General features: G+C 43.4%; 24 protein-coding genes. 11 read left to right on the top strand and 13 right to left on the bottom strand.

Going from position 1 to position 25,669, the window contains the following annotated elements; all coding sequences use genetic code 11:
* Positions 1-469 precede the first annotated feature (469 nt).
* Positions 470-1,207 carry an HAD-IIB family hydrolase gene (locus ACED28_RS17645; RefSeq protein ID WP_029223161.1) on the top strand — a complete coding sequence of 246 codons (738 nt, stop codon included), beginning with the start codon at positions 470-472 and terminating at the stop codon, positions 1,205-1,207.
* A gap of 38 nt (positions 1,208-1,245) precedes the next feature.
* Here the strand turns inward: ACED28_RS17645 and ACED28_RS17640 are convergent, their stop codons facing one another.
* The 3 genes from ACED28_RS17640 to ACED28_RS17630 all read right to left on the bottom strand — a co-directional run bounded on the left by ACED28_RS17640 (position 1,246) and on the right by ACED28_RS17630 (position 5,166).
* Positions 1,246-1,458 carry a TIGR02450 family Trp-rich protein gene (locus ACED28_RS17640; protein ID WP_009846453.1) on the bottom strand — a complete coding sequence of 71 codons (213 nt, stop codon included), beginning with the start codon at positions 1,456-1,458 and terminating at the stop codon, positions 1,246-1,248.
* A 145-nt stretch (positions 1,459-1,603) separates the two neighbouring features.
* Positions 1,604-4,051 (bottom strand): molybdopterin guanine dinucleotide-containing S/N-oxide reductase, encoded by a 2,448-nt coding sequence (locus ACED28_RS17635; RefSeq protein WP_371710363.1) that lies wholly within the window; start codon positions 4,049-4,051, stop codon positions 1,604-1,606.
* 20 nt (positions 4,052-4,071) lie between these two features.
* Positions 4,072-5,166 carry a NapC/NirT family cytochrome c gene (locus ACED28_RS17630; protein WP_102250602.1) on the bottom strand — a complete coding sequence of 365 codons (1,095 nt, stop codon included), beginning with the start codon at positions 5,164-5,166 and terminating at the stop codon, positions 4,072-4,074.
* 316 nt (positions 5,167-5,482) lie between these two features.
* On the opposite strand from ACED28_RS17630, the gene ACED28_RS17625 reads away from it, so the two are divergent.
* Entirely contained in the window at positions 5,483-5,758 is a 276-nt protein-coding gene (locus ACED28_RS17625; protein WP_065679126.1) for a nitrogenase-stabilizing/protective protein NifW, read from the top strand.
* Between the two features lie 152 nt (positions 5,759-5,910).
* A complete protein-coding gene (locus ACED28_RS17620; RefSeq protein ID WP_371710362.1) occupies positions 5,911-7,035 on the top strand; it encodes a M14-type cytosolic carboxypeptidase in 1,125 nt (374 codons plus the stop codon).
* A gap of 138 nt (positions 7,036-7,173) precedes the next feature.
* On the opposite strand, the gene ACED28_RS17615 is transcribed toward ACED28_RS17620, so the two are convergent.
* Positions 7,174-7,530, bottom strand: coding sequence for a hypothetical protein (locus ACED28_RS17615; protein ID WP_012603678.1), 357 nt, complete (start codon positions 7,528-7,530; stop codon positions 7,174-7,176).
* A 364-nt stretch (positions 7,531-7,894) separates the two neighbouring features.
* Here ACED28_RS17615 and ACED28_RS17610 point away from each other — a divergent pair, with 364 nt between their 5' ends.
* The 3 genes from ACED28_RS17610 (at position 7,895) to ACED28_RS17600 (ending at position 10,069) form a co-directional block, all read left to right on the top strand.
* Positions 7,895-9,133, top strand: coding sequence for a DEAD/DEAH box helicase (locus tag ACED28_RS17610; protein ID WP_371710361.1), 1,239 nt, complete (start codon positions 7,895-7,897; stop codon positions 9,131-9,133).
* A 268-nt stretch (positions 9,134-9,401) separates the two neighbouring features.
* A complete protein-coding gene (locus ACED28_RS17605) occupies positions 9,402-9,623 on the top strand; it encodes a hypothetical protein (RefSeq protein WP_009846448.1) in 222 nt (73 codons plus the stop codon).
* A gap of 143 nt (positions 9,624-9,766) precedes the next feature.
* Positions 9,767-10,069: a thiamine-binding protein gene (locus ACED28_RS17600; RefSeq protein ID WP_017065764.1), complete on the top strand. Its 303-nt coding sequence runs from the start codon at positions 9,767-9,769 to the stop codon at positions 10,067-10,069.
* 74 nt (positions 10,070-10,143) lie between these two features.
* On the opposite strand, the gene ACED28_RS17595 is transcribed toward ACED28_RS17600, so the two are convergent.
* Together ACED28_RS17595 and ACED28_RS17590 are read right to left on the bottom strand one after the other, a co-directional pair.
* Entirely contained in the window at positions 10,144-10,311 is a 168-nt protein-coding gene (locus ACED28_RS17595) for a hypothetical protein (RefSeq protein WP_017098648.1), read from the bottom strand.
* Between the two features lie 109 nt (positions 10,312-10,420).
* Entirely contained in the window at positions 10,421-10,681 is a 261-nt protein-coding gene (locus ACED28_RS17590) for a DUF1289 domain-containing protein (RefSeq protein WP_017098649.1), read from the bottom strand.
* A gap of 191 nt (positions 10,682-10,872) precedes the next feature.
* Between ACED28_RS17590 and ACED28_RS17585 the strand changes: the two genes are divergently transcribed.
* From ACED28_RS17585 to ACED28_RS17565, 5 genes are all read left to right on the top strand, one after another.
* Positions 10,873-11,319 carry an META domain-containing protein gene (locus tag ACED28_RS17585; RefSeq protein ID WP_009846444.1) on the top strand — a complete coding sequence of 149 codons (447 nt, stop codon included), beginning with the start codon at positions 10,873-10,875 and terminating at the stop codon, positions 11,317-11,319.
* 315 nt (positions 11,320-11,634) lie between these two features.
* Positions 11,635-12,801 (top strand): ABC transporter substrate-binding protein, encoded by a 1,167-nt coding sequence (locus ACED28_RS17580; RefSeq protein WP_371710360.1) that lies wholly within the window; start codon positions 11,635-11,637, stop codon positions 12,799-12,801.
* A gap of 5 nt (positions 12,802-12,806) precedes the next feature.
* A complete protein-coding gene (locus ACED28_RS17575) occupies positions 12,807-14,507 on the top strand; it encodes an ABC transporter permease (RefSeq protein WP_371710359.1) in 1,701 nt (566 codons plus the stop codon).
* Entirely contained in the window at positions 14,473-15,123 is a 651-nt protein-coding gene (locus ACED28_RS17570) for an ATP-binding cassette domain-containing protein (RefSeq protein WP_371710358.1), read from the top strand. Before ACED28_RS17575 ends, ACED28_RS17570 begins: the two co-directional genes overlap by 35 nt.
* Complete coding sequence (locus ACED28_RS17565) at positions 15,113-15,730, top strand: CDP-alcohol phosphatidyltransferase family protein (protein WP_371710357.1); 618 nt, start codon at positions 15,113-15,115, stop codon at positions 15,728-15,730. The genes ACED28_RS17570 and ACED28_RS17565 overlap by 11 nt, the downstream gene beginning before the upstream one ends.
* Positions 15,731-16,136: 406 nt before the next feature.
* Here the strand turns inward: ACED28_RS17565 and ACED28_RS17560 are convergent, their stop codons facing one another.
* The 7 genes from ACED28_RS17560 to ACED28_RS17530 all read right to left on the bottom strand — a co-directional run bounded on the left by ACED28_RS17560 (position 16,137) and on the right by ACED28_RS17530 (position 25,492).
* A complete protein-coding gene (locus ACED28_RS17560) occupies positions 16,137-16,718 on the bottom strand; it encodes a TetR/AcrR family transcriptional regulator (RefSeq protein WP_009846439.1) in 582 nt (193 codons plus the stop codon).
* A gap of 319 nt (positions 16,719-17,037) precedes the next feature.
* Entirely contained in the window at positions 17,038-17,433 is a 396-nt protein-coding gene (locus tag ACED28_RS17555; RefSeq protein ID WP_017104256.1) for a phosphate ABC transporter substrate-binding protein, read from the bottom strand.
* An 11-nt stretch (positions 17,434-17,444) separates the two neighbouring features.
* The gene (locus ACED28_RS17550) at positions 17,445-18,692 is read right to left on the bottom strand and encodes a hypothetical protein (protein WP_371710356.1); all 1,248 of its coding nucleotides are present in this window, start codon (positions 18,690-18,692) and stop codon (positions 17,445-17,447) included.
* Positions 18,693-18,704: 12 nt separating this feature from the next.
* Entirely contained in the window at positions 18,705-20,324 is a 1,620-nt protein-coding gene (locus ACED28_RS17545) for a methyl-accepting chemotaxis protein (RefSeq protein ID WP_009846436.1), read from the bottom strand.
* 103 nt (positions 20,325-20,427) lie between these two features.
* Positions 20,428-21,633: an EAL domain-containing protein gene (locus tag ACED28_RS17540; protein ID WP_065679109.1), complete on the bottom strand. Its 1,206-nt coding sequence runs from the start codon at positions 21,631-21,633 to the stop codon at positions 20,428-20,430.
* The gene (locus ACED28_RS17535) at positions 21,630-22,322 is read right to left on the bottom strand and encodes a response regulator (RefSeq protein ID WP_371710355.1); all 693 of its coding nucleotides are present in this window, start codon (positions 22,320-22,322) and stop codon (positions 21,630-21,632) included. Before ACED28_RS17535 ends, ACED28_RS17540 begins: the two co-directional genes overlap by 4 nt.
* A gap of 38 nt (positions 22,323-22,360) precedes the next feature.
* Positions 22,361-25,492, bottom strand: a complete 3,132-nt coding sequence (locus tag ACED28_RS17530) for an ATP-binding protein (protein ID WP_371710354.1) — start codon at positions 25,490-25,492, stop codon at positions 22,361-22,363.
* Between the last annotated feature and the right edge of the window lie 177 nt (positions 25,493-25,669).

Genomic DNA, 25,669 nt, shown 5'->3' with positions numbered 1-25,669 from the left:
AAAGAAATTTAAATCACACTCAACACCTGCGGCATTATGTATTACTTACAGATAGATTATTGAATATTTATTTCACATCAGAACAATTAATAGGCTAAATAGACCAAGAATATGCACAAATAGTTCGTGTACAAATAGTTCGTGTACAAATAATTCGAATACAAACCAATTAAGAGGATTTAAACGCCACTAAGACCGGTAAATTAACACCATTACTAGGCGCGCACTCCCAATGACTTTTACACACATATGAAGGGCAATCTGGATAGAGTCCGTCCAATTAGGCACAGATCGGATTGATACCTTCATCTCCGATATAGAAGACATAACACCAACTGTGATACTTGCTGCAAACTGTCAAAAGTCGATTACCCAGGCCGAAAGACAACTTGTAGAGTACACATTGCTGTTCCATTCTTTATCTAAAGGTTGGGCACTCTTTCGGACGGATAAAAGGACAGGTATTAGAATGATAAAAATGCTGGTGTGTGACTTTGATGGAACGCTTGATGGCGGCTCGTCTCATGGGGTTGATCAGTTGTTTAACTACTTAACAAAGCAACCGGATATCCGCTTTATCATCGCGACAGGTAGAACACTGCCCTCAATTCGTGTGGGTTTAGCTTCTGACAACTACCCGAAACCACACACGATTATCAGCGACGTAGGCACGAGAATTCATCACGAGCACTCCCAAACACCGGATCACACCTGGCACAATCAATTAGAAGCGTCTTGGAACAAGTCAAAGGTTGAGTCTGCACTTGCATCGCTCGATTTCATGGGAGAGCGCTTAGAGAGCCATCAAGGGGAATACAAGATCACTTTCGAAGGAAAACTCTCAGAGCCTCAACATGAGCTGATCGCATCTCGTCTGGAATCACACGGTTTAGATGTACACCTTACTTATTCCCACGATTGGTACTTAGATATCACGCCTAAGGGTGTCAACAAGGCCACAGCGATTCATCATCTACTTAAACAACATCAGTTAAGCATTGAAGAGGTATGCGTGGCTGGCGACTCAGCGAACGACACCTCGATGCTAACCATAGATGGCGTAAATTCAATATTGGTCGCGAATCATTACCCTGAGATCGCTCACCTGTCCGATCGAGATAACGTATACACCAGCAGAGCAACACATGCAGAGGGTGTGTTAGAAGGCCTTAAATACTGGCAAGGGCTTGCTGCGTCGGGTAATTAATACCAGTGTATCAAGCAGATCGCCTCGACTTGATACACTTATTTCCAACCAGGAAGCCAATGATCCTTATCGGTTAGATCGCGCCAGTTAATGTCTTCTTCTCGTTTCGTCATCACCGCTTCTATCAAGCAACGAATGACCTCCCCTTCTTCGAATTCGACCTCCGTGATCATAAAGTGCTTTTCTTTCTTTACTGGGCTAACGGCCGTCCATTTACTGCGAAGTAGTTTCTTTGGATTGATTCGATTCATTGATCTTATCTCTCGCTGTGATGTCGTTGATTAATATGAGTTGTCTACTCGACACTGGGTAATAGTCTCTATGACGCAAAAAAGATCATAAAAAAAGCCAGCGATTAAAGCTGGCTCTATTCTGGTGATTGTTTCTCGTTAGAGATTAACCATTTTTAGGTGGATCAAATGCCGTCAGTTCTAATGCTGGGCCTGTGTATTTTTCAATTTTCACAAGCGCAGAATTCGCAGCACAACCATTTGCCAAACGAGAAGTTGGAATATCCAACGTGAGCACGTTACAGCCACCATTTTTACATAAACCTGTCTCTTTATCTAAATCTGGCCAACCGCCTTCATGGATACATACAGCACCCTGTTTGATACCATCAGTCACTAATGCACCAACCAGTACTTGTCCACGATCGTTATATGCACGAACCAAATCTCCGGTTTTGATGCCACGTACTTTCGCGTCTTCTACGTTAATGGAGATAGGTTCACGGTTACCAATAGCGTACTCTTCACGCAATTTTGCATAGTTAAATTGACTGTGTAAACGGTGGGCCGCATGCGCTGTCATCAACTGAAGTTCATCACTCTTCGCTTTACCAAAGAACTCTGTAGGCTCAATCCACGTTGGATGCGCTGGACAATCCGCAAGATTGTAGCCTTCGATTGTTTTAGAGAAGATCTCGATCTTACCACTTGGTGTACCTAGCGGATTCATCACAGGGTCTTTACGGAAATCAGCATGGCGAACGAACTGTGCAGCTTTCTTGTTGTATTTCATTTCAATAAGCTGGTTATCATCCCAGAACTTACCAAACTTAGGCATACGTACACGTGCAGATTTACCCGCTTTTTGCGCTGCATCGTAGAAGCCTTTCAACCAAGCCATTTCGTCTTTACCTTCAGTAAAGACATCGCGACCACCGGCTTTGATCATCTCAGACATATCTGCAAATACATCAAAGTCGTTACGCGCTTCACCTTGAGGTTCAACTACCTTCTTCATTGGTACTAAATGTTGGTTACTGTAGTCACCTGTCATCGTCATATCATTACGTTCAAATGACGTAGTGATTGGCAATACAATATCCGCATGCTTAGCCGCTGCAGTCCAGTAGATCTCAGAGATAACCACAAGTTCAGGTTTTTGCCACGCTTTGATCAAACGGTTGGTATCTTGGTGATGAGTAAAGTTACCACCGCCCGCCCACCAAATCATTTTCAGGTCAGGGAACGTCAGTTCATGACCATTGTGCATATATGATTTGCCTGGGTTTTCCAGTGCTTCTGTAATACGAGCAACAGGGAAGCTGTTCACCGCACCTGAAACTGCCCAGTCGTTACCTGCTGAAGAACCACCACCGATCGAAGCTGAAATCGCAGGTAATACACCAGCATCGCGTGTTGGGTTACCACCATTAGAATAGTGGTAAGACAGACCAAAACCACCGCCAGGAAGACCAATCTGACCAAGCATTGCAGCTAACGTCGCAATCATCCAGTGGCGTTGCTCACCGTATTGTTGACGCTGAATGCCCCAACCCGCCATAAGCATAGTGCGGTTCTGGCTAAAGATGTCTGCTAGAAGCTCAAGTTGTTTCGCAGGAACGCCTGTGATCTCTTCAGCCCATGCTGGCGTCTTTTCAACACCGTCTTCTTTACCCATTAGGTACGCTTCAAACTTATCGTAACCACTGGTGTACTTATTCAGGAACTCTACGTCATGCTTACCCTTCTTAACTAAAGAGTGCGCGATACCCATCATCATTGCGACATCGGTCATTGGGCGCGGCGCAATCCACTGAACTGTGTCACCAAAGAAATCAACGGTTTCGGAACGCATAGGGTCAATCGCGATGATTGTCTTGCCGGACTTCTTAAGTTGATGGAAGAACTCTAGGCCTGAACAGTCGGTTGAACTCCATGCAATCTTAAGCGTGTTCATTGGGTTCATACCCCACAACACAACAACGTCTGAGCTCTCTAGTACCACAGGGTGAGTGGTTTGCTGTTCATAAACTTCGATCGATCCCATTACGTGCGGCATGATCACTTGTGCCGCGCCCGTTGAGTAATCACCTAAGTGACCAGAGTAACCACCAGCCAAGCTCATGTAACGTTGCAGCAACGTTTGTGCTTTATGCAGTACGCCACTTGAACGCCAACCGTAAGAGCCCGCAAATACAGATTCAGGTCCGTTCTCTTTACGAATACGCGTTTGCTGTTCGTGGATCAGCTTATAAGCTTCATCCCAAGACACTCGAACGTAGTCGTCATCACCACGAGAGCCTGTTGGCGCCGATGGATTGTCTAGGAAACCTTTACGTACCATTGGGTATTTGATACGCGCTTTGGTATGAACCTGATCAGGGCCTGTCGTTTGCAAGCTGTTTGGCACTGTTTGTGCCAGAGCATTAGTCGTTGAAACCAACTTGCCATCTTTTACTTCACACAACATCGGACCCATACGACCTGCTGTTAATATACCTTTACCACGCTTATTCGCAGCCGATGCTGTCATTGGCGTCAATGATGTGAATGCCAGCGCACCAGCAGCCATGCTTGTTCCTTTGAGGAATCCGCGACGAGTAATATCTGTCATAATTATTTCCCTTTTGTTTCTTAGTGGCCAGCCACATCTTTTGCGTGGTTCTGGAAGTATTTAGTAAGAAGTTCTAAATCTTGGTCTGAAATGTCAGTTCTTTCGCCCATGCCTTTCGCAACGGGGCCCCAAGCATTAACGGTGAAGTGGTTCGCGCCAATTTTTGCGTGGCATGTCGAGCAGTAAACGTTGTCGAGTTCTTCAGCGTACTCCCAGATTGGCTCGAGTGAATCCAGTACAGGCGCATCAACATTCGCGGTTAGCACCGCCGTTCGCCATTCATTGCCGTATGCATCCGTTTTAAAATCACCAACGTCAAGGTTCTGTTGCCCTTGGTCTGTCAGCATCGCAACGATTGAGCGCTGACCTTCGCCGTAGTAAAGCACCTGTTCTGCACCCTTCATTTGGTAAGCATGCAACTCGATTGTGCGCTCAGTACCTTCAACACTTTTCACATCTAGGCGTGCCGTTGGATTAATAGTGCCAAGGTCACCAATACTGATGGTTTCTGCTGAGTAAACGACTTTCGCATTCGGGTCTGTTTTTTCGGTGAATGCCATCAAATTATCAAAGGCTTCGCTGTCCATTTCTGGCTCAGGAGCAAAGTGAGCAACACCTTTGTGGCAGTCGATACAAGTCTGATTATTCTCTTGTCCGTACTCATGCATTTTTGCTGCATCTTCAGATTGCTCGTAGCTGTCCATCGCATCGAAAGTATGACAAGAACGACACGTGGCTGAATCGCTTTCACGCAGTTGTGCCCACACTGTTTCTGCCATTGCCATACGATGTTCTTCGTATTTATCTTCTGTATCAATTTTGCCGGTTACGAACTCATGATAAATATCTTTAGACGCACGAATTTTTGTGATTACGTAGTCAATTGGATCAGAAGGAATATGACAGTCAGAACACTCAGCTCGAATGCCTTTTGCATTGCTGAAGTGGATTGAACCTTCATATTCTTCATACGGAATTTGCATAGTGTGGCAAGAAGTACAGAACTCAGTACTCGATGTGTAGTGCATAACGGCTGCAGTACCGCCCAGCGTTAGCCAACCAATACCTATACCAACAGCGGCAATAAGAGCGATATATCGTTTTTTAATAGACATATTTAGAAATCATCTTCAACAATTAGTAACAATTGCGATCAGAATAATACTTTAGGGGTAGTCACTATTGATTCACGTCATAAATTGTCTTTATTGACAATAAAGAAAGTGAGCAATGAGACTTCAATACAACTCACTTATAACCGTGACTGCGCAACCAATTGGTTTGATATTCACAAAACAAATAAAGCCAATCTCATTTATAAAATTCAACTAAAAATAACTACACGCCTTCCTATTTAAATCGCACTAAAATCAAGATAAGGAGTAACGAACCCGCCTATAATATTTGCAAAATTACGGCATTGAATTAGGCATGAACCAAACAGAGTTCCAACAAAAAATAGCGAGTTTTACTTCGATTGAACAAGCCCTTGATTACTTTGAAATTGGGTTTGATAGCAAGTTCATCGACCAAAATAGAATAGAGCTTGTGAAGCGCTTCAATGGTTATCTGATCCTGTCAAAGCCGGATGATTGGTTTGCTGGAAGAAGAGCGCTGAAAAATGCGTACTGTAAGGTGCAACGCAGTAAACTCGATCGCTATACACGCTCTGCCTGTCGTGGTTGCACGACTTGCCAACGTCGATAGCTCAAAGTTAACCGTTAAATAGCTGTCGATTTAAAAGTAGGCAGCTAAAAAACAGATAGCTGAAATAACATCTCATTACGATTTAGTTAGTGGTTTGCTCGAAAAAAAGTGTGCTAATCTTACGGCAACTCAACTACGAGATAAAAACTACAATGAAAATTTTAAGCAACTTCGAAAGCGGCAACATTCACGTCGTTTCAGCAGATTCACCACAAAACATTCAACTAACTATTCCAGCGGATAATCAAACTGAAATCGCACAATGGTTTCATTTCCGCTTAGAAAGTGAAGCTCAACAAGCTCACCACTTTGAAATCGGCCAATTGGCAACATCTGCCTACCCTGAAGGCTGGAAAGATTATGATGTGGTTGCATCGTATGACCGTGAAGAGTGGTTCCGCATTCCATCTCAATTCGATGGCGACACTTTAAGCTTTGATATCATTCCTGAACACGATTCAATGTACTTCGCGTACTTCGCACCGTATTCATACGATCGTCATCAAGATCTCTTGCACAGTGCTCAAACGCACCCTGCTTGTAAGCTAGAAACTCTGGGCCATACGTTAGATAACAACGACATCACTTTGCTAACCATCGGTGAGCCAAGTGCAGAGAAGAAAAACATCTGGGTTATTGGTCGCCAACATCCGGGCGAGACCATGGCTGAATGGCTGATCGAAGGTCTGCTACAACGCTTGCTTGATGAAACAGACACAGTTGGTCGTTCACTTCTAGACAGCGTTGTATTCCGCGTTGTACCTAACATGAACCCAGACGGCAGTATCCGTGGCCACCTACGCACTAACGGTATTGGCGTTAACCTAAACCGTGAATGGCAGTCACCTTCTATGGAACGCAGCCCTGAGGTTTTCTTTGTTCGCGAGCGCATGCTAGAAACTGGCGTTGACCTTTGTCTAGACATTCACGGCGACGAAGCAATCCCATATAACTTTGTTGCTGGTAGCGAAGGCACACCTTCATACAACGAGCGCATTGCAAAACTAGAGAATCACTTCAAGCAAGCTCTTCTGACTATCACGCCAGAGTTCCAAGATGAATTTGGCTACGATAAAGACGAACCGGGCAAAGCAAATATGACCGTCGGCACAAACTGGATCGGCGAACAGTTCAAGTGTTTGGCATACACTGTCGAGATGCCATTTAAAGATCACATCAGCCACGCTGACGAACTGTACGGTTGGTCTCCAGAGCGCAGTGTTGCATTTGGTCACGACATGCTAGCAGCGGTTTGGGCAACAGTAGACGAGCTATAAGACGAAACAAACTCGTTAGTTTGTCTTTAGAAGTAGTTTGTTCATATAGATGACAAAGCCCAGCACTCGTCAAAGTGCTGGGCTTTTTATATCAGATAATGATGAGTTACTTGGGTTTTAGGCGTTTAGAAGCTTTGCTTATGCCACTCTGAGGTTCGCGAAGAAAACCGGGTACCTTTGCCTAATGTGTCGTTGTTCAGCCACCATATCTTTGAAACTCGGGCCTTGTGATAACAGAACGATCACTTCATCGCCTTCTTGCCTCAATACAGAACCACGAATATCAATGCTGTTATTACCATGCAACCATAAAGTGCCTGCCATTGAGAAGCCTCGATAGACCGGGATGATGTTACTCATCATCAAGCGCACGCCTTTTTCAGAAACTTCACTGACATGAAAAAGTTCATCTTTGATTCGTATCACTGGGCGCGCCTTTTTAGGGTACTTCAGGCGGTAATACTCACGTTTCTGGGTGAATGACTCTTCACTCATCGATGACTCCCTGTCTCTATTTTTATTTCTATTTATTAAAAAACAAGCTAGTAAAACAACTCAAAAACACACCATACCGTTGGCTCTATTCATCCTTTAACTTCTAAGCTAGATTCAAAACAAAGATGCCAACCAAATGGATAACTGATAATTATATCGACTTTGTGATCAATTGCTTTAGGTTTTTACTCCAAAATATTCATAGTCTTTAGGATTCAATAAAAAATGGGATGTAAGTCGTCTATCTCAAATTCGATTTCGCCATATTAAGACTAAAGGGCAAGCTGAAGTTCACCGATAAACTGATTCTCTAACTTTTGACGTCCTGTTAAACTCCACCTCCCTTTTGATACTTGGTTCATTTATGTCATTTGATAGCCTAGCCCTTAACCCAAAAACCGTCTCCGCGATCCCATCTCAATTCAATAAGCCGACAGAGATACAGCAAGCGGTAATTCCTGCAATTATTGCGGGGAAAGACGTGCTGGCGTTGGCTCAAACGGGTAGCGGAAAAACGTTGGCATTTGGCTTACCTTTGCTGAACAGCATCAAGCATGATGTAAATGAACTACAAGCGATAATCATTGTTCCAACCCGTGAACTTGCCTCTCAAGTAGCCAAAGCACTAGAACCCATCGCAACCACACTTGATATCAAAACGGTGACACTGACTGGTGGAGTTGATATCGAGATCCAGCAACAGCAATTGTTAGAAAAGCCACAACTCGTGATCGCAACTCCTGGCCGCCTACATGCCGTTATTCAAGAGAACAAGCTCGAGCTAACCCAATGCAAGTCTTTAGTTCTTGATGAGGCAGACCGTTTACTCGACATGGGATTTTGGCCAGATGTTCAAACCATTATTTCTGCTCTTCCTAAAAAGCATCAAACACTGCTGTTTTCGGCTACGCTGCCAAAAGAGCTGATCAGTCAGACTGAGGCGCTTCTTGTTAATCCAGTAAAAGTTACGACGCATCAAGAAAACAGCGTGGTCGCGGCTATTGAAGAAACTCTGTACTTAGTGAACAAAGGCAGTAAAGCTCAAGCGCTGATCGCCCTAGTCAATCAGCACGCATGGTCGCAGGTCTTGGTATTTATTGGCGCAAAAGACAATGCAGATGCATTAACCAAGCGATTGAATAAAGCCAAAATCAGTGTGAATGCGCTACACGGAAATAAGAGCCAAGAAGAGCGAGAGCAAGCATTAGAGAGTTTCAAAAATGGCAAGACTCGTGTGCTTATCGCCACCGACGTTATGGCTAGAGGCATCCATATTGATCAACTACCTGTCGTAATTAACTTTGATTTGCCATCGCATTCGGCGACTTACGTCCACCGAGTTGGTCGCACAGCAAGAGCAGGAAGTACTGGCAGCGCGATCTCTCTGGTTAGCCACAGCGAAACTGACTACCTGAATGCAATTCGTACTCTGACCAATAAACCTCTTATGCTACAAGCGTTGGAAGGCTTCCCTGTTACAGACAAACCTGCATCTGAAACGGCAGCTCGCAAACGTCCGCCTAAAGACAAAATGGCTAACCGAAGAACCGCAAAAAAGAAGAGTGTTAAGCAATTTAAGAGCAAACCAAGTTCTTCGAAATAACCTGTTCTTCAAAATAACCACAGAAAATCGAATAGCCCAGTTTGCACTGGGCTTTTTTATGGTTGATCTCATATTAGCAGGACCAAAATACAAACTTACGCCCTCAAACCTCCATAAAGATGCCAACCTAAATGACACTTTTATGAATTATGATGCCAAGGTATTGATTCTTGGTTGCTCAAAAAAAATACTCTGAAATCACGTTGACGCCCCTATATCTGACAACTAGATTTTTCTATTAGTGTCTAAAAACCGGGAGGTAATTGAAATGAAACGTGCAAGCTCTACATATCGATTACAACTGATTAAGGAAGTGGCAACTCGCCGAGATCGTCAGCGTTCTAATGACCCGATGGCAAACTACATACAAAACCTAATAGACAACAAAGATGACTGTGATACCTCGGTGGAGCGTAACCAGAGATTCAGTGGCAGTCATTTTGATGAGCATATTGGTGGTTGGGTTAGCGACCATTGGGGTAGCAAGTAAGCCTACATCTCTAGTCACTGATATAGTCGATAGAACAGCATCGTTAGCTGTAAAATTAATATCTGCATTAACCTATTATCTGCAACAATTCCCTATCCAAGAGTAAGCAGAAAGTGTCTGAGTTAAAAAGAGAAAAAGAAGTGATGGTTGCCTTCCAAGTGATCCCTCGCGTTAAAGAAGGCAACAACTTCGAAGTGGTTGATAAAGCAATTGAAGTTGTGAAAGCTGCCGATGTGCCTTTCCAAGTCGGAGCTATGGAAACCACGATGAAAGGTGAACTCAACCAACTGCTAGATATCGTTAAAAAAGCAGAACAAGCTTGCTACGATGCAGGGGCTGTAGAAGTGATCACAAACATTAAAATTCACAGTAAAACCACCGAAGCCGATGATACATTTTGCACGTACCATCGTGGTGTAACGAAAGCGAATCACATGTTTGTTTAGCAATATGTTTATTTCAGAAAGCTGTTTATTTAAGAAAACAGGGCTTTAAGAAAGACTCTGAAGAACCAGTGATGTTATTGAAAAGGCATGTCTGAAAGGTGAGAAAGGATTTCCATTCGCTCTTCTTCTGACATCGAATGCCAATCACGCGGAGTCTCTTCAGGGTCATCTTTCGCCCCGATTGGTTTTCGATCCAGTGCTTTAACTGGCTCTTTTTTGAATTTTCCGTTCTTTTTATTCATACCGACACCACTCCTTCAGGTACAAAGGTACCTACCTTAATATTACACCCCAACCATTATGTAAAGTAATAGTTACCTCGAGGTTAAATAAAATTTCAATACTTCCTCTTTAGCCGAAAAGATCTCTTTGGGGACTTGTACTTCCCTCTTCGTCAACCGACTTACCAACCAAATTTTTTTGCTTCATTATTTTTCTTCTATAGCGCTGACGACACAGCTTTATGACGTGTAACTGTTCTGACGGCGTCATCGACATCCAATTAAAGCGCTCCTCCCTTTTACGCATACAGCCATTGCAATAGCCTTTGTCATCGCTTGAGCAAACCCCCACGCAAGGGCTTGGAACTTGGAAAAACTCTAACTGCTCCACCGCGCCTCCTTACATAATCAAAATTACGCTTACTATCTCAAAAATAAGCGATTAATTTGTCGCCTAGCTCATGAAATCCATACTAAACTATGACCTTATACTGACACATATAGTGTTTTGTAAACTATACTTTGAACCCATCAAGTTACACTTATTCGGTAACTTCGTTCTTTCCTTTGGAGCCTTATAATATGAAGTTTAGTTCAAAAAAATTACTAGCAGTAGCCGCTTTACCTATGATGCTAGCAGCATGCACAACAACAGGTGATAACGCGATGCAAGTAACACCAACCGATCTACAGCACCATAATTGGGAACTTGCGCAAATTGATGGCAAGAACATTGAGAAAAGCGAACACCAAGCGACACCTCGTCTAGAGATCGGCGAAAAGATGACGGCAAACGGCATGGCTGGTTGTAACAACTTCTTCGGTCAAGGCGAACTAAAAGACGGTCAATTCCGCATTAAGCAAATGGGCATGACCATGAAAATGTGTCACGGCTCAGCAATGGAAATCGAACAATCGGTTTCCGCGACTCTAAGCGAGTGGAGCGACGTAACACTAACAAACGATACGCTAGTATTGAAAAACGATGTACACACGCTAACGTACACAATTCGTGACTGGGTAAACTAATCAGTCAAAGAAACCAAATATTGATTGAAGGAGCCCTAGTGGCTCCTTTTTTATTGCTTTTTTACACTCATGATTCCTTCAAAACTGACACTCATCGCTTACTTTTCGTACCAACCTCCAATAAACCTAAAAAATCTATCATTTGAGTGCAATAAATTCATCAGTTCAACGGTCTGTTGCTAGGATGGTAATAGCCCTTAAGTAATTGATTGAATTTACTGTTGAATTAGAAATTATTTCAGAAACAGATAGAATAACTGTAGGGAGTTCGAAATAACAATGCTCTTGCCCGTTCACTACCAAATGGAAAAGTTTATGAACAAGATAGTAAGTACGTTAGGAATCATGGCAACCGTTGCATACAGCGCAGCCATTTACGCTGATGAAGCAACATCAACCAATAGCTGGAACCAAATAGAACAGCAGGCAGAGGGACAAACTGTCTACTTTCACGCTTGGGGCGGAAGCCAAGAAATTAATCGTTACCTACAATGGGCAAGCAAGGAGTTACAAAGTGACTACGGTGTGACCTTAAAGCATGTAAAAGTAACCGACATTGCTGAAACGACTACTCGACTACTTGCAGAAAAAGCCGCGGGCAAGAACAGCGAAGGCAGTGTCGATATCGTTTGGATTAATGGTGAGAACTTTCGCTCGATGAAAGACAATGCGCTGTTATTTGGACCATTCACAGAATCACTTCCAAACTGGCAGTACGTTGATAAATCTTTACCAATTGATGTCGATTTCTCGGAGCCAACCGAAGGCTTAGAAGCACCTTGGGGCGTCGGACAACTGGTGTTCATTCACGACCAAGAGACGCTAAACAATCCGCCACAATCTTTTTCAGAGATGTTGAGCTACGCTCAAGCTTTCCCTAACCGCTTAAGCTACCCTCGCCCACCTGAATTTCATGGCACCAGCTTCATCAAGTCTCTACTGATTGAGCTAACAGACAACAACCCTGCACTGGCTCAACCTGTTTCGGAAGACAACTTCCAAGAAGTTACAGCACCACTGTGGGCTTACTTAGATAAATTCCATAAAGTGGCATGGCGAGGCGGAAAGCAATTTCCTGCAGGTACATCTGAAAGCATTCAACTTCTGGATGACGGACAGCTCGACCTCGCGATTACGTTCAATCCAAACTCTGTTTATTCAGCACAATCAAGTGGCCGCCTAGCTGAAACTACCAAGGCCTATGCTCTAGAAAGTGGCGCTCTGTCTAACATTCACTTCCTTGCGATTCCTTGGAATGCTAATGCAAGTGCTGGCGCTCAGGTAACCATCAACTTCTTGTTGAGCCCAGAAGCACAATCGCGCAAAGGCGACCTCAATGTTTGGGGCGATCCTTCAGTGTTGAGCAGCAAATACCTGACCGGTAGCGCTAAAAATACCCAGCAATTTAAATCGATTGATGAACCACACCCTAGCTGGCAAAACGCGCTCGAGAAAGAGTGGCTTAAGCGATACGGTAACTAAAATTCATGCTACGCGCTCTATATTTTGTTGTTATAGCTGTGTGCATTGTCCCTACGATTCCTGGGGTAGCGGGAGTAGTAGCCTCGTCACTGAGTTTCATCCCGCCCCTAGGTTTAGAGGAACCAACACTCAACGGTTTTAACCAAGTCTTTCAATGGGAAGGGGCTTGGCACTCTATTGGTTTGAGCCTCGGTTCAGCGGTCGCCAGCAGCTACATTGCCTGCTTCCTGACCTTTTGTATTCTTCAGGCTTCTTGGGGAAACAAGTTTTGGAGAAAGATTGAGCTAACGCTATCGCCAATGCTTGCCATTCCGCATGTGGCTTTCGCTATCGGCTTTGCTTTTCTGTTTAGCCCAACAGGGCTTGGCGCAAGAGCCGTGCATCACTTACTTGGTGAATCGGCTACAAGCTCTGAATTGGCTTTGCTGATAAAAGATCCTTACGCGTTTGGCCTAATCATTATGCTCGCACTCAAAGAAGTGCCCTTCTTATTGCTGATGAGCATTTCGATACTTCAACAAATCGATGTTGAACGCATCACTAAGGTCAGTGCCTCTCTGGGTTATAGCCGTGCTCAGATCTGGTGGAAGTGTATTTTCCCACAATGGTTTACCAAGCTTCGCTTCCCTATGTTGGCGGTGCTTGCTTACAGCGTATCGGTTGTCGACATCGCTCTGATCATTGGCCCAACCAATCCGCCGACCTTTGCCGTTTTGGTATGGCAATGGTTTAACGACCCAGACCTTAATCTATTGCCACGAGCTGCCGCTGGCGCCATCGTTTTATTCGGTTTGGCTTCGTTGATCATCGCCCTAGCGCGTCTAATCGAATGGGCAATTCTCAAGTACTTTAGAACTTGGCAATATTCAGGAAGAACAGGTATTAACCTTCCAGGAAAAACGGCCTTCGCAGTGCTTGCTGCATTGTCACTGCTGTTCATTCCACTAATGGGGATTTGGAGTGTTGCCCAACGTTGGCGTTTCCCTGATTTACTTCCAAGTCGCTACAGCATGCGTTTCTGGGAGTTTGAGTGGGATGGCATCATGAGCACCGTCGGGCAAAGCTTGTGGATTGGCCTTATTGCCGCTTCCGTTGCTTTATTACTCGCGCTGGTAGCTCATGAGTACCGAATCAAATACAAGTGGCAAGTTCCGGGCTTTATTATCGCGATTCCCATGTTGATACCTCAACTCTCGGTATTGTTCGGCATGCAAGTGACCACGCTTTATATCGGCAGCAGCGCCTATGAATTTTGGGTAATTTGGGCGCATGTTTTCTTTGCTTTCCCGTTTGTGTATCTGTCTTTGGATGGCCCTTGGAAAAGCTTCAATGACGGCCTGATAAAAGCCTCGTTGAGCTTGGGTAAATCGCCATTTCAAAGCTGGTACTCCATCAAGCTGCCTATCTTGTTACCCGCTATTGCCTTTGCTTGGGCGGTCGGGATCAGCGTAAGTTTGGCTCAGTACTTACCCACCTTGATGCTCGGCGCGGGCCGTATTAGCACAATCACCACAGAAGCCGTTGCCCTTACCAGTGGTTTCGACCGCAGAGTGACAGCTATCTATGCCATTTGGCAGGCCCTATTGCCTCTGTTCTTTTTCTCTTTAGCGATATTAGTCAGCCGACTTCAACTCAGATATCGCCGTCTTACTTTTAAAGGTTTTCTAACGAATGAGTCTGCATCTCAACGACCTCGCCATCCGTAAAACCGATGGAGATTCGCTGTTCTCAGCGCTAAACGTAACATTAGAATCAGGCCAAGTATTGGCTTTGATGGGGCCGAGTGGCTGCGGAAAGTCGACCTTGTTGGACGCCGTAGCTGGGCACTTAAATGATGAGTTTTCGTATTCTGGCACCGTTATTTTGAACGACATTCAGCTGGATGACCTTCCATCACATCAGCGTGAAGTCGGTATTCTTTTTCAAGATGACTTGTTGTTCCCTCACCTCAAGGTATGGGAAAACTTGGCGTTCTCTCTGCCTAATTCAATTAAGGGCTCCGCTCGTCAACAGCAAGCGATGGCTGCACTAAAAGACATAGAGCTAACTCACTTGGCAGAGTCTTTCCCGGATCAAATATCTGGCGGTCAACGTGCAAGAATCAGCTTAACTCGTATGTTATTGGCGAAGCCGAAGCTCGCCCTACTCGACGAACCGTTTAGTAAGTTAGACCAAGAGTTAAGAGCACAATTTCGCGATTGGGTCTTCGAACAGCTGACAAAAGCAAATATCCCAACATTAATGGTCACGCACGACGAAGCTGACGTACCTCAAGGGGCGCAAGTGCTGTCTTGGCCATGGAGAAGTCATCATGCTGGATAAGTACTCCATCAAGGTCATTAAGTGGCCATTAAACCAATCAGCTAAGTTGCTGAGTCAATTCGGTATCACGGCAAATCAAACCACCTTATTTGGCTTTCTGGTCGGGTGTTTAGCGTTTCCGGCGTTGGCATTTCAACATTACGAATGGGCGCTAGGCTTCATTGTGTTCAACCGAGTATGTGATGGGCTTGATGGGGCCTTGGCTCGAATCCAAGGCATTAGTGACGCTGGCGGTTTTCTCGACATCAGCCTCGATTTCCTTTTCTATTCGTTAATTCCTTTTGGCTTTGTTATTGCGAACCCAGAACACAACGCCATTGCCGGTGCGTTTTTGATCTTCTCTTTTATCGGTACTGGCAGCAGCTTTTTGGCGTTTGCCGTGATGGCAGGCAAACGAGGCATCGAAAACCCAGTCTATAAGCATAAGTCTCTGTACTACATGTCAGGGCTAACCGAAGGCACTGAAACCATCGCTTGTTTCATCGCGTTCTGTATTTGGCCTCAACACTTTGCGGTTATCGCTTACACCTTTGGTGCAGCTTGTTGGCTAACCACGTTCATGCGTATTTATTTTGGGTTCCAGACACTCAAGGCTCAAACTAGCTAGGGCGTGTTGATCTTTCGAGCTGATTTTTGCAGCGAGTTACTGGATATTTATACAAGACAGAGGCTTTGATGTGTAGCTAGCCTACATGAGAAGCCGATAACGTAGTAGAAATAACCAGTAAACGCTGCCCGGAGGGTTCGACTAAAAGCGTTTTACTCTTTGTTGAGGGAGATTTGCTTAGAATGACTAGGCTACATATCCCTCGCCGCGATTAAAACGCTTTTATATCGAACAAAATTTAACCACGAAAGGTCAACACGCCCTAGTATTAGTTTCTGTATTTCTCATAAATAAAAACGCCGCTCAAATGAGCGGCGTTTTTTCGTGTCAGTTTTTGAGGAATTAGGAGTTAAGACTTAAAAATCCAAAATGTAACTTACGAATAATTCATTTAATAAGCAGTTATTTAATAAGCAAAGCGAGTCTCTTCTTTAAATAAGCTAGCTATAACCTCTTGGTATTGCATAAGGTTAAACGTAGAGTTGTCATTGTTATATTTTTGTTGCTTGTTTGCTAGATATGGTTGAGACACTAACGACGTAACCAGCATCTGGTAATAATGAAAGTTTGACTCGTTACAGCCATCAACTAAATAAAGAAGATTTTCAAGAGTCTTATTGTAGGTGTAACCAAACTTAGACTCTTTAAGGCGTTGAACATTTTCGTAATTGTATGAACTTCCGCCAAAAGTGAATAGTAAAAAGATGTTAGGCGAAGCTTCCCAAAACTCGATAAGTTCAGAAAGTAAGTGTTGTAGTTGTATTCCATCCACTCTCTGATACTTTGAGAACTGCTCTTGAAAACGACTTGTATGCTCTTCGATGAGCTGATCAAACAATTGCTCTTTGTTATTAAAGTAATAAAGAATTAACGCGGGGCTTACACCCGCAGACTTAGCAATAGACCGAATTGAAACTTTACTATAAGGCTGAGAAATAAATAGCTTTTCTGCTGAGCTCAAGATTTTTGTTCTTTTGTCATTTAGCATCAGATTGTATCCTCACCTATTTGTTTATATTACCCGCGCATTCTATAACTCAACCAAATAATCTCAACATGCCCATTTTTATATCAAACAAACTAAATGAATAAAAATATAAAAAATTTGGATTTTTTAGAAAATAGAACAAAAAACAATCGGTAAGATTGCCTTATAAAACAATAGGATAGGAAATTAACAAGCGAGTGTAAGCGGTAAGTAAGAGAGTTCGAGCAGTATGTAAGCCAATGTAAGAGTGGCGCCCTATTAGAGCGCCACACGAAAAGCCTTTACTTTGCAGCTCAAGCTTTTATTTTAAAGCTCAAGATTAAAGCTTTAGAAGAACCTTAACTGAACTATCAACTAAAGAGTCATCGATATAAGCAATTTTGTTTGAAGAGCTAGCGACCATGTCTTTCGCTAAGCTTTCTTGACCTACAGCTTTAGGTGGTTGACCTTTACCCGTAAATACTCGCTTTGCCCAGTAAGCTTGAAGCTGTGCTTCTGTCTTCTTTGTAATTGCTTGGTGAAAAGTACCCTTAAGTGGGTGACCGTCTTCCAAGTCTACCGCTTCAATCTGTAGAGACTTTGCTTTACCTAGATACAGTTTTTTAACTGTTGAAGCGTCCAGCTCACTCATTGATGGATTACCAACAACAACCAAACCAGCGAAAGCGTTCATGCTGCTAAGAAGAGCAGCGGCTACCAATGCTTTTTTAAACATAATTCTCTTCCTTAAAATACAGCGTCGACTTTAACCGTGTACAAGATGTTGTCTTCGTTCTTGTAAGACGCGTTAACACCACCATTAGTTGAACCGAAGTTGGTTAGGTAGCTAACATCACCTTTAAGCGCGATATTAGGCATGAAGTCCCAACGAGTACCGATGCTGTAAGTTGTGCGCTGGATATTCATGTTACTCGCAACCTTGACAGCAGAACCATAGGCATAAGCCGCTGATAGAGTCGGTTTTTGTTTGTAGTTTGCACCAGCACGTTTTACTTGATTATTACGCTCTGCGTCATCGGTCGTTTCCATGTGCGCAACAGTTACGTAAGGTGTAAATTCATTCACACGGTACGCTGCTGTCAGGTAAGCTGAATCTACGTCGTGGTAGAAGCCTTCAACCGTGGTACGAGTCACTTCTGAAACTAGCGCTAGGTTACCGTTGTCGTATCGACCACCAACACCGTAGAACTTCGCTTTTTCGTCGTTAAACGTTGTGTTTAGAAGAGACTTGTTGTTTGCGTTCCAGTTTGTCGTTGAGCTTACTACTGCTTGAGCGTAAACCGCACGTAGCGTCCAAGTGTCATCAGTCCAGTTGATTACACCACCAGCGATATCATCAAACTGTGTGTCTGCGTTGTAGCTATGCTTAGAAGCTGAAAGCTTTTGTGAACCTACGAAACCTTGGAATGATACTGTGCTGTCGTCTAACTCAACGTCATAGATGAAATCACCACCAGTCAGTGACGTAAGAACTACTGAACCGTAAACTTCGCTAGGAACGCGTACGCTTGTTTGAGCGTAACCCACTTCTAGGTAGTCAGAGTACATGAACAGAGGAAGACGTAGCTTACCGCCACGGACTGTCAAATTTGGTGTTACTTTATGGCTTAGAAATGCCCACTCAACATCCGGTGTCCAGTTTTCTTTCTTGTTACCGCGCGCAACCATTTGCACGACAGCTGAAGTAGAGTCGTTAACTTCAAACTCACCTTGCAAACCAATTAGAGAACCTTCATCAAAGCGTACTTTGTTTTGTGACTTCATGAAACCATGGCTATTGTTACCAAGTTGCATGTTCAAAGACGCAAAACCATTGAAGCTAAATTTATCAGCGACTGAATTTAGTTCTTTTGCTTCAAGAATAGCGACCTTGTTTTCAAGCTCAGCCAATTTTTGCTCATCTGTAGCGTGTGCAGCGAATGAAGTCGCAAGTGCTACCGCTAACGGCAATAAGCGAAAAGAGGAGTTAGTCATTGTTGTTCTCCGTTATACTTTAAATTGTGATGTTGATTTACTCAGCTCTGTAACGATGCCACTCAGTTGGTGACTTAGAGCTTCGAGTTGATCTGTCGACTGAGACACTTGATGAGAGCACTGTCTAAAATCATCCATATGGGTGTGGATTTGTTTTGAAGCACGAGCTTGATGCTCTGTAGTACTTGCAATTTGTTTGTTGAGCTCGGTAATTTCTTCTACCTGGCCACTAATTTCTAATAGATAGTCACCCGCGTTTTGCGCGTCTCCAACCGCCTGTGACGAGCTCGCTAAGCCTTGGTCCATAGCGCCAACAGCAGCGTTAGAGCCGGACTTAAGGTCGACCAACAGGGCATTAATTTCTGTTGCGGATTGTTGAGTATTGTTCGCTAACACGCGCACTTCGTCGGACACAACAGCAAAGCCTCGGCCATGTTCACCAGCTCGCGCAGCTTCAATTGCAGCATTTAGTGCTAATAAATTCGTTTGCTCAGCGACACTTTGTATTGTGTTTAGTATTGAGCCAACATTGCTTGCATTCTGATCGAGTTCTTTCAATTTACAGGCCGTATCACGGATGTTTGTCGCAAGCTCTTCAATTTCTTTACTCGTTTTAAGAACCACTTGTGTTCCTGTTTGAGCACTAGAATTGGCTTTTTGAGCTTGAGAATCTGCATGCGATGCAAAGTTAACAACTTGTTCTATGAGGTCGATGATGTTATTGACCGCCTCGGTAACCTCTTCGATGTGATCACGTTGAGTGCTATTTAGAGCCAAGGTTTGATTCGACTCGCTACGAATCTTGTCGCTGACAACCTCAAGCTCGTGTCCAATGCTTAACGTACTCGCGATAATGCCTTGTAGCTTTTCAATGAATTGATTGAAACTCTCAACAAGCGTTGATATCTCATCTTTTCCTGCGTAGTCGATGCGTACCGTTAAGTCACCATCCCCAGTCGCAATCGCCTTCATCTTTTCTGTCACAAGCAATATTGAGCTAATAACCGATTTGAATATTGCGTAACCAACCGAAATCACAGAGATCAAAAAGAACACACCTAACCAAATAGATTGATTCGCAGCGTCGTTTGCGGCTTTTTCAGAGTGCAAGATAGTGTCTACGACCTTCTGACTCGCGGATGCACGTAACGTCTCGCTTAACGCAACTAATGAATCATATTCAGTGCTAAGTTGGTTCGCTCTGGAGGTCAGGCTCTCGAAAGAGTCATTGAGATTAATAAAATCTTCGCTTAGCGCGTACGCAGAATCCGTGTACCTTGCTAGTTGTTGTGACAGTTTATTAAAAGCTGTCGCTTGTGAAGGTAAAACATCGGCACCACGACTCGCTTCAACTTGCAGTTCAGAAGAAATTTGACGTGCAAAATCGAGAGCTTGCTCATCTTCCATCACGACAGCAGCTTCGAACTGTTGCTTCACGTTAGGTAAAAGAGAATATATTTTCGTCGCATGCTCAAGTGCAGGGTAGTAACTTGACTCTAACTGCTTTAGGCGCTGACTATTATCATTATGAATAAAGACATTTATTGAGATAATGGCAGCTAGGCTAAGAGATATTATTGAGAGCAGTACAATAAACTGTACTTTAATGTTGATATAGCGAGACAATAGCATAAGGTTTTTTCATTAGCGCTGGTTGTGGCTGATGGTAACGCTTGTTCATATTTAATAGCGAACACATTCACTAAACAAATTTACCGTTATGTTCAAAGCCCGCTTATTTAATTTCTTTAATTAAGTTCAGCTCTTTAATTTTTCTGTCCCAGTCTTCTTTCCACTCTAATAGTTTACGAGCAGGCATTGGACGAGCGATAAAATAGCCCTGAACCAATGTGTCGACATTACTGATTTCACGAATGTCCATCCAAAGAGAATGATCCTCAACCCCTTCAGCAACCGTACTCAGTTCTAATAAGTGAGCCAAGTAGAGAGTAGCGCGAACAATGGCATGGCTTGAACGACTGCTCTGAATGTTTTTCACAAAGTCGATATCCAGTTTCAGTGCTGAAAATGGCAGGTCATCTAATTGCTTGAGTGAAGAGTAACCTGTTCCAAAGTCGTCAATCGCCAGGGGAATACCGCGCATGCATATCCTCGTGGTGGACGCTAAAGCAAGAGCGACACTTTCAACTAAATCAGATTCTGTTAATTCCAATTTTATCTGCTCTGTCTCAAGTTCACCTTGGTCGATCAAAGCGAAGATATAATCAACAATATCACCGTCAATAATATCTTTAGCTGTCAGGTTTATTGCAAATCTCCGCTCTCCGAGAAATGACTTCTCATTGATCGCTTGATTGATTAAATACTTCATCACCTCTCCCATTTTTCCTGACTCAAGTAACCGAGACAAAAAGAAAAAAGGGCTGAGTACGCCATAACGAGGGTGCTGCCATCGAATTAGCGATTCACTTTCTCGCCATTCACCACTATGGATACACACTATCGGTTGGTAATAGAACATAAACTCTTGGTTGCTTACCGCTTTTGCTATGTCTTCATCCGTAATAACGATGTCGCTATTAGAATTAGAAGCAGCCGCTTCTTTTGTAGAGTTAAGGTTAATTAACTTTGACAGCGACTCTTTTGCTATTGGCTTCTCAAGAACACCAAGCAAATTCAGGTTAAACGCTTTACACATCTTCCTTGCGGCATCGAGCACTGTTTTGCTTTCCGCACTTGTGATGATGATATTGCCTTGAAAATCGGCCTCAGCAAGGCGTTTTAGGAGTTCGATACCATCGATCATCGGCATATTCAGATCACATAAGATCAAATCGACAGAAGAGGCTTCAATAAACTCTAGAGCCTTATATCCACATTCAAAAGGTTGGACATTTTCCATACCCAAACTCTTTAAAACCATCCCCATTACATTCAATTGAAAAGGGTGATCTTCTATCACTACAACATGCTGGTTCATGGTAGCTCCTTAAATGGTTTGATTGATTCTGAACAATAAGTCTTCAATTGGTTCGTCAGCTGTTCGAGGTTATCGTAATGTGCTTGAATACCATCTAAGTCACTTAAGGAGACCAATTCCATTGTTTGCAATTGATTGGCAATGTCCTCTGTGCCTACCATTTTTGCAGCTCCCTTCATCTTATGAGCTACCTGTTTAATGGCTTCGAGATCTCGCTGTTCACACGCAGCTTGAAGCAGAGGCATGTCAGCTTGATGGCTCTTGATAAAGTCAGTGATGATCTGCATGACGAGATCTTGATCACCAAACAATTCGGTTAAGTTGGCGAGATCAATCGGAGCAGAGCTCGGCTCACTTTTAGGCTCCGAGGAACTAATACAAGGCTTATCGACAACAGATTGCACCTTATCAAGATGTTTGATTATGGTGTCGCCAATCACCCTTAATTTGGTTGGTTTTGATAAGAAGTCATCCATACCAATCTCAAAGCACTTATCATTTTCCCCTTGCACAGCGTTTGCGGTTAACGCAATGATCGGAAGACGAGGTTGGTTTTGAGTCTGCTCTTTTACTCGGATCTGCCTCGTTAATTCGTAGCCATCCATCTCAGGCATGTGGCAATCGGTAATTAGCAGCCCATAATCTTCATTATCTAAGGCAACAAGTGCTTCCTTGCCGTTATCTACCATGTCGGCATGGAAACCTAATTGCTCAATTTGTTGAAGAATTATCTGTTGATTGGGTGATCTTCCGCTATTAAGATAAGTCTTTGATTCTGTTTGGCAGACTCGCGCGACTCAGTACTCAATTTCAGATTATTATCATCTTGGACAACATCTTCCACAAACGCAGGACAGTTGTGCAAACAGTGCATCAACTGCGAAGGCAACAATGGGTTTGCTGACAGATTCCAGCCCAATTTGCATGGCGCAGGCGAAAGCATTCCTTGTTCACTGACACAAATAAACTGCACGCTTTCGGCGAACGTATCAATGCTCTGATCTAGCTCATGAGGAATAAACACAAAATCAGGCTCAATGGTATCGACCCAGTGTGCGAGCTCTTTAGTCACCTGAACATTCTTTGAGATAACCTTAATACCCCAAGATGTTAGATAGTTCTCTAATTCAGATTGCTGCATGAACGTTTTGGTAAGTAGCGCCACCTTGCCATTCATGTCCGCCCTGTTATTTTCAGCGAGCGTTTTAAGCGGCAGCGTAATAGAGAACGTTGAACCAATGTTGATCTTACTCGTTACGTTAAGACTGCCACCCATTTGTTCAATAAGTTGCTTCGAGATAGTCAAACCAAGGCCTGAACCACCATATTTCCTCGTGGTTCCTTCATCGGCTTGAACAAAAGGTTGGAATAGGTTTCGAATGTGTTCTTCACTGATACCGATGCCACTGTCAAACACCTCGAAACAAATTTGTTGCTGTTCACCATCCAGGTCGAGTAACTTTGCCGCTAAACCTACGGTTCCATATTCTGTAAATTTAATGGCATTGCTCAACAAGTTATTTAAAACCTGTCCAATACGAATATCATCCATTAAGACTAAATCATTCAACTCAGGGTCTAACCAAAATTTGAACTGTAACCCTTTGGCGTGAGCTTGCCTCGCCTGCAACTGAGTCACTCTAAGGGTCAATGTATCTAGACTTGCAGGCTGATAATCTAGGGTCAGCTTACCGGCTTCAATTTTCGAGAAATCGAGTATATCGTTAACAATATGCAGTAGGTTATTCGCCGATTGACTCAGCGTTGTATGGATTTTCTGAACTTCATAACCAACTTCATATTGCTCTGACAATTCCAACAAGCTAACAATCCCTCCCAATGGAGTGCGGATTTCATGACTCATGTTTGCCAAAAATCGAGACTTGGCCTCAGTTGCGGCGATAGCACTTTGTCTTGCTTGTGTTAGCTCTTCTTGCTGTTGTTTAAGCTCTGTTATATCAGTAAGAACAGAGTCCCATTCATAATAATCGCCAAGATCAGAAATCTTGCTCTGCAAATTGAGCCATCGGTTTTGGTTATCAATATTCACTCCAATATCGAGGCTTAATTTTCCCTCTTTATTTCCACTACGTACCTTCTTAATTAAGGTTCGACGATCCTGAGCATTAAGCGGTGCGAAAAAACTAATTGGAGAGCGGCGCAATTGAGCAGGAGTAAGCCCTAAAAGCTCCTCTACCCCATTACTAATAAAGACGAATTCAATATCGTGAAGACTTCGTTTGGGCTGAATATGCTGTATAACCGCGCCACGCAAATTGTTCGCCAGTTTCTGTACTCGGTCATCGGCACTTTTTGCAATTTTTTTCGCTTCGTAAAGCTCAGTAAGATCATCAAGAATGGTCACTGAGCCTTCGATATTCCCGTTGGAGATATAAGGGCACTTCCAATACGCGTAGTGTTTACTGCCTTGCGGCGAAACGACTTCTTTTTCTAAGCGAGGCAAAACAACCCCGTGATGGATCATTGTGTCTTCATCGGAGTTATTAACGATAGTTCCTTCGATTAACTCAAAACCAGTAAGCTGCTGCGCGGCACTGTTCAGACTGATTATCTGGTTATCCAAGTTACGCACAACAATAGGAAACGGCATTGCGTCCAACAATGAACGCTCGAACTCCACTTGATGTTTGAGAGCGGATTCAGTTCGCTTTCGATCTTCAACTTCACGTCTTAGTTTCCAGCTCCATGCCATTACAAGCATAATGAGCACCGATGCTACAGAGATTAAAATGGCAGCACCCAAGATAACATCTGCCGTATCCACGCCTGATTCATAAGACACATCCAACCAATGCTTCTTGATCTGCTGATACTTGTGATGAGGTATGGCGAACAGCGCTTTGTTAATAATATTGTTCAGCACTTCTTGGTCGGCTTCGACACTGTAGGCGACTGGAATATCGTTGTCTTTAGATAGCAGGCTTGTTACGCGTAAGTACCCTGAATACTGGCCCTGTAATAGAGGAGACGCTAAATAGAGCGAAAGCATCGCTGAGTCTACCTCTCCTGTATCCACGGCATCGAGCAAAAGCAACTCAGAGCTATAGGTCTTAATTGGGCAAGCCTCACAATAGCGTTTCACAAGCTCTATTCCGACACTGTCGTTTATAGTTCCAATAACGGAGCTCTTCGTTAACTCACCGAATACCGCCAATTTACTCGTATCACTTTTACCAACCAGTGCCCACGGCTCAACCATGAAAGGCTTAGAATAGAGGTGATGCTCATCGTCACCAGTAGAAGGTGTCGCCTTAGTATGAATTACTGGAAGAGAAACTGGATGAGCTTGGTTGCCCTGTAAAACGAGGTCGTTGTCGTAAATAAAGTTTAACCCCGTAAGTCGGGATATTTCACTCAATATATCAATCGAAATACCATCAGGCTTACCTTCACTATTCATGAAAGATATAGGTTTAGAGTCTGCCGTCGATGATACATATATGTTCGGATTAAGAAGAAGGAACTGCTGTTCTTTTTCAGTTAATAGCAGCTTGTTTTTACTAACGACTAACAGAAGACGCCTTTGTATTTCGTTCAACCACTTTTTGCGAATATTAACAAGCTTGCTTGAGTTATCTTGGTTTATAGCGTTATTGATAATACCCAGCAACTTCCTATTTTCAGGCGTATCCAGCAAGGCAATAACATAATTATTTAAGGGTAAACCATCATGTAAGTTGACCGACAAAAATAACTCATAGGGGCTATTCATTAACTTGTTGTGCAGTAACACTCCATCATCAACAATGGCTAACGCGTTCTCTCGAGCTACAGCAGCAATCGCGGTTTGATAGGATGAATATGACTTAAAAGAAGAAAATGGGAGAAGCGATTTCACAGAAGACGCGTTACTCGAGTCTTCAAAATAAGCCAGGTTTCGTCCCTTCATTAATAAGTGGCTTTCAATAGGCTCACTACTTAGGCTAACCATTCGACTAGATAAGATAGGTTTAGAGTAAATTGATCTGCTCCAGTCAGACTGGACACTTAGCTAAGCGACATTTCGCTTTTCAAA

Origin of the sequence: Vibrio sp. 1F253 (genome assembly GCF_041439295.1) — a bacterium.
Classification (GTDB): Bacteria; Pseudomonadota; Gammaproteobacteria; order Enterobacterales; family Vibrionaceae; genus Vibrio; species Vibrio tasmaniensis_A.
The sequence above is the reverse complement of the archived record's forward strand: the minus strand, read 5'-3'. Positions and strand labels throughout refer to the sequence as shown.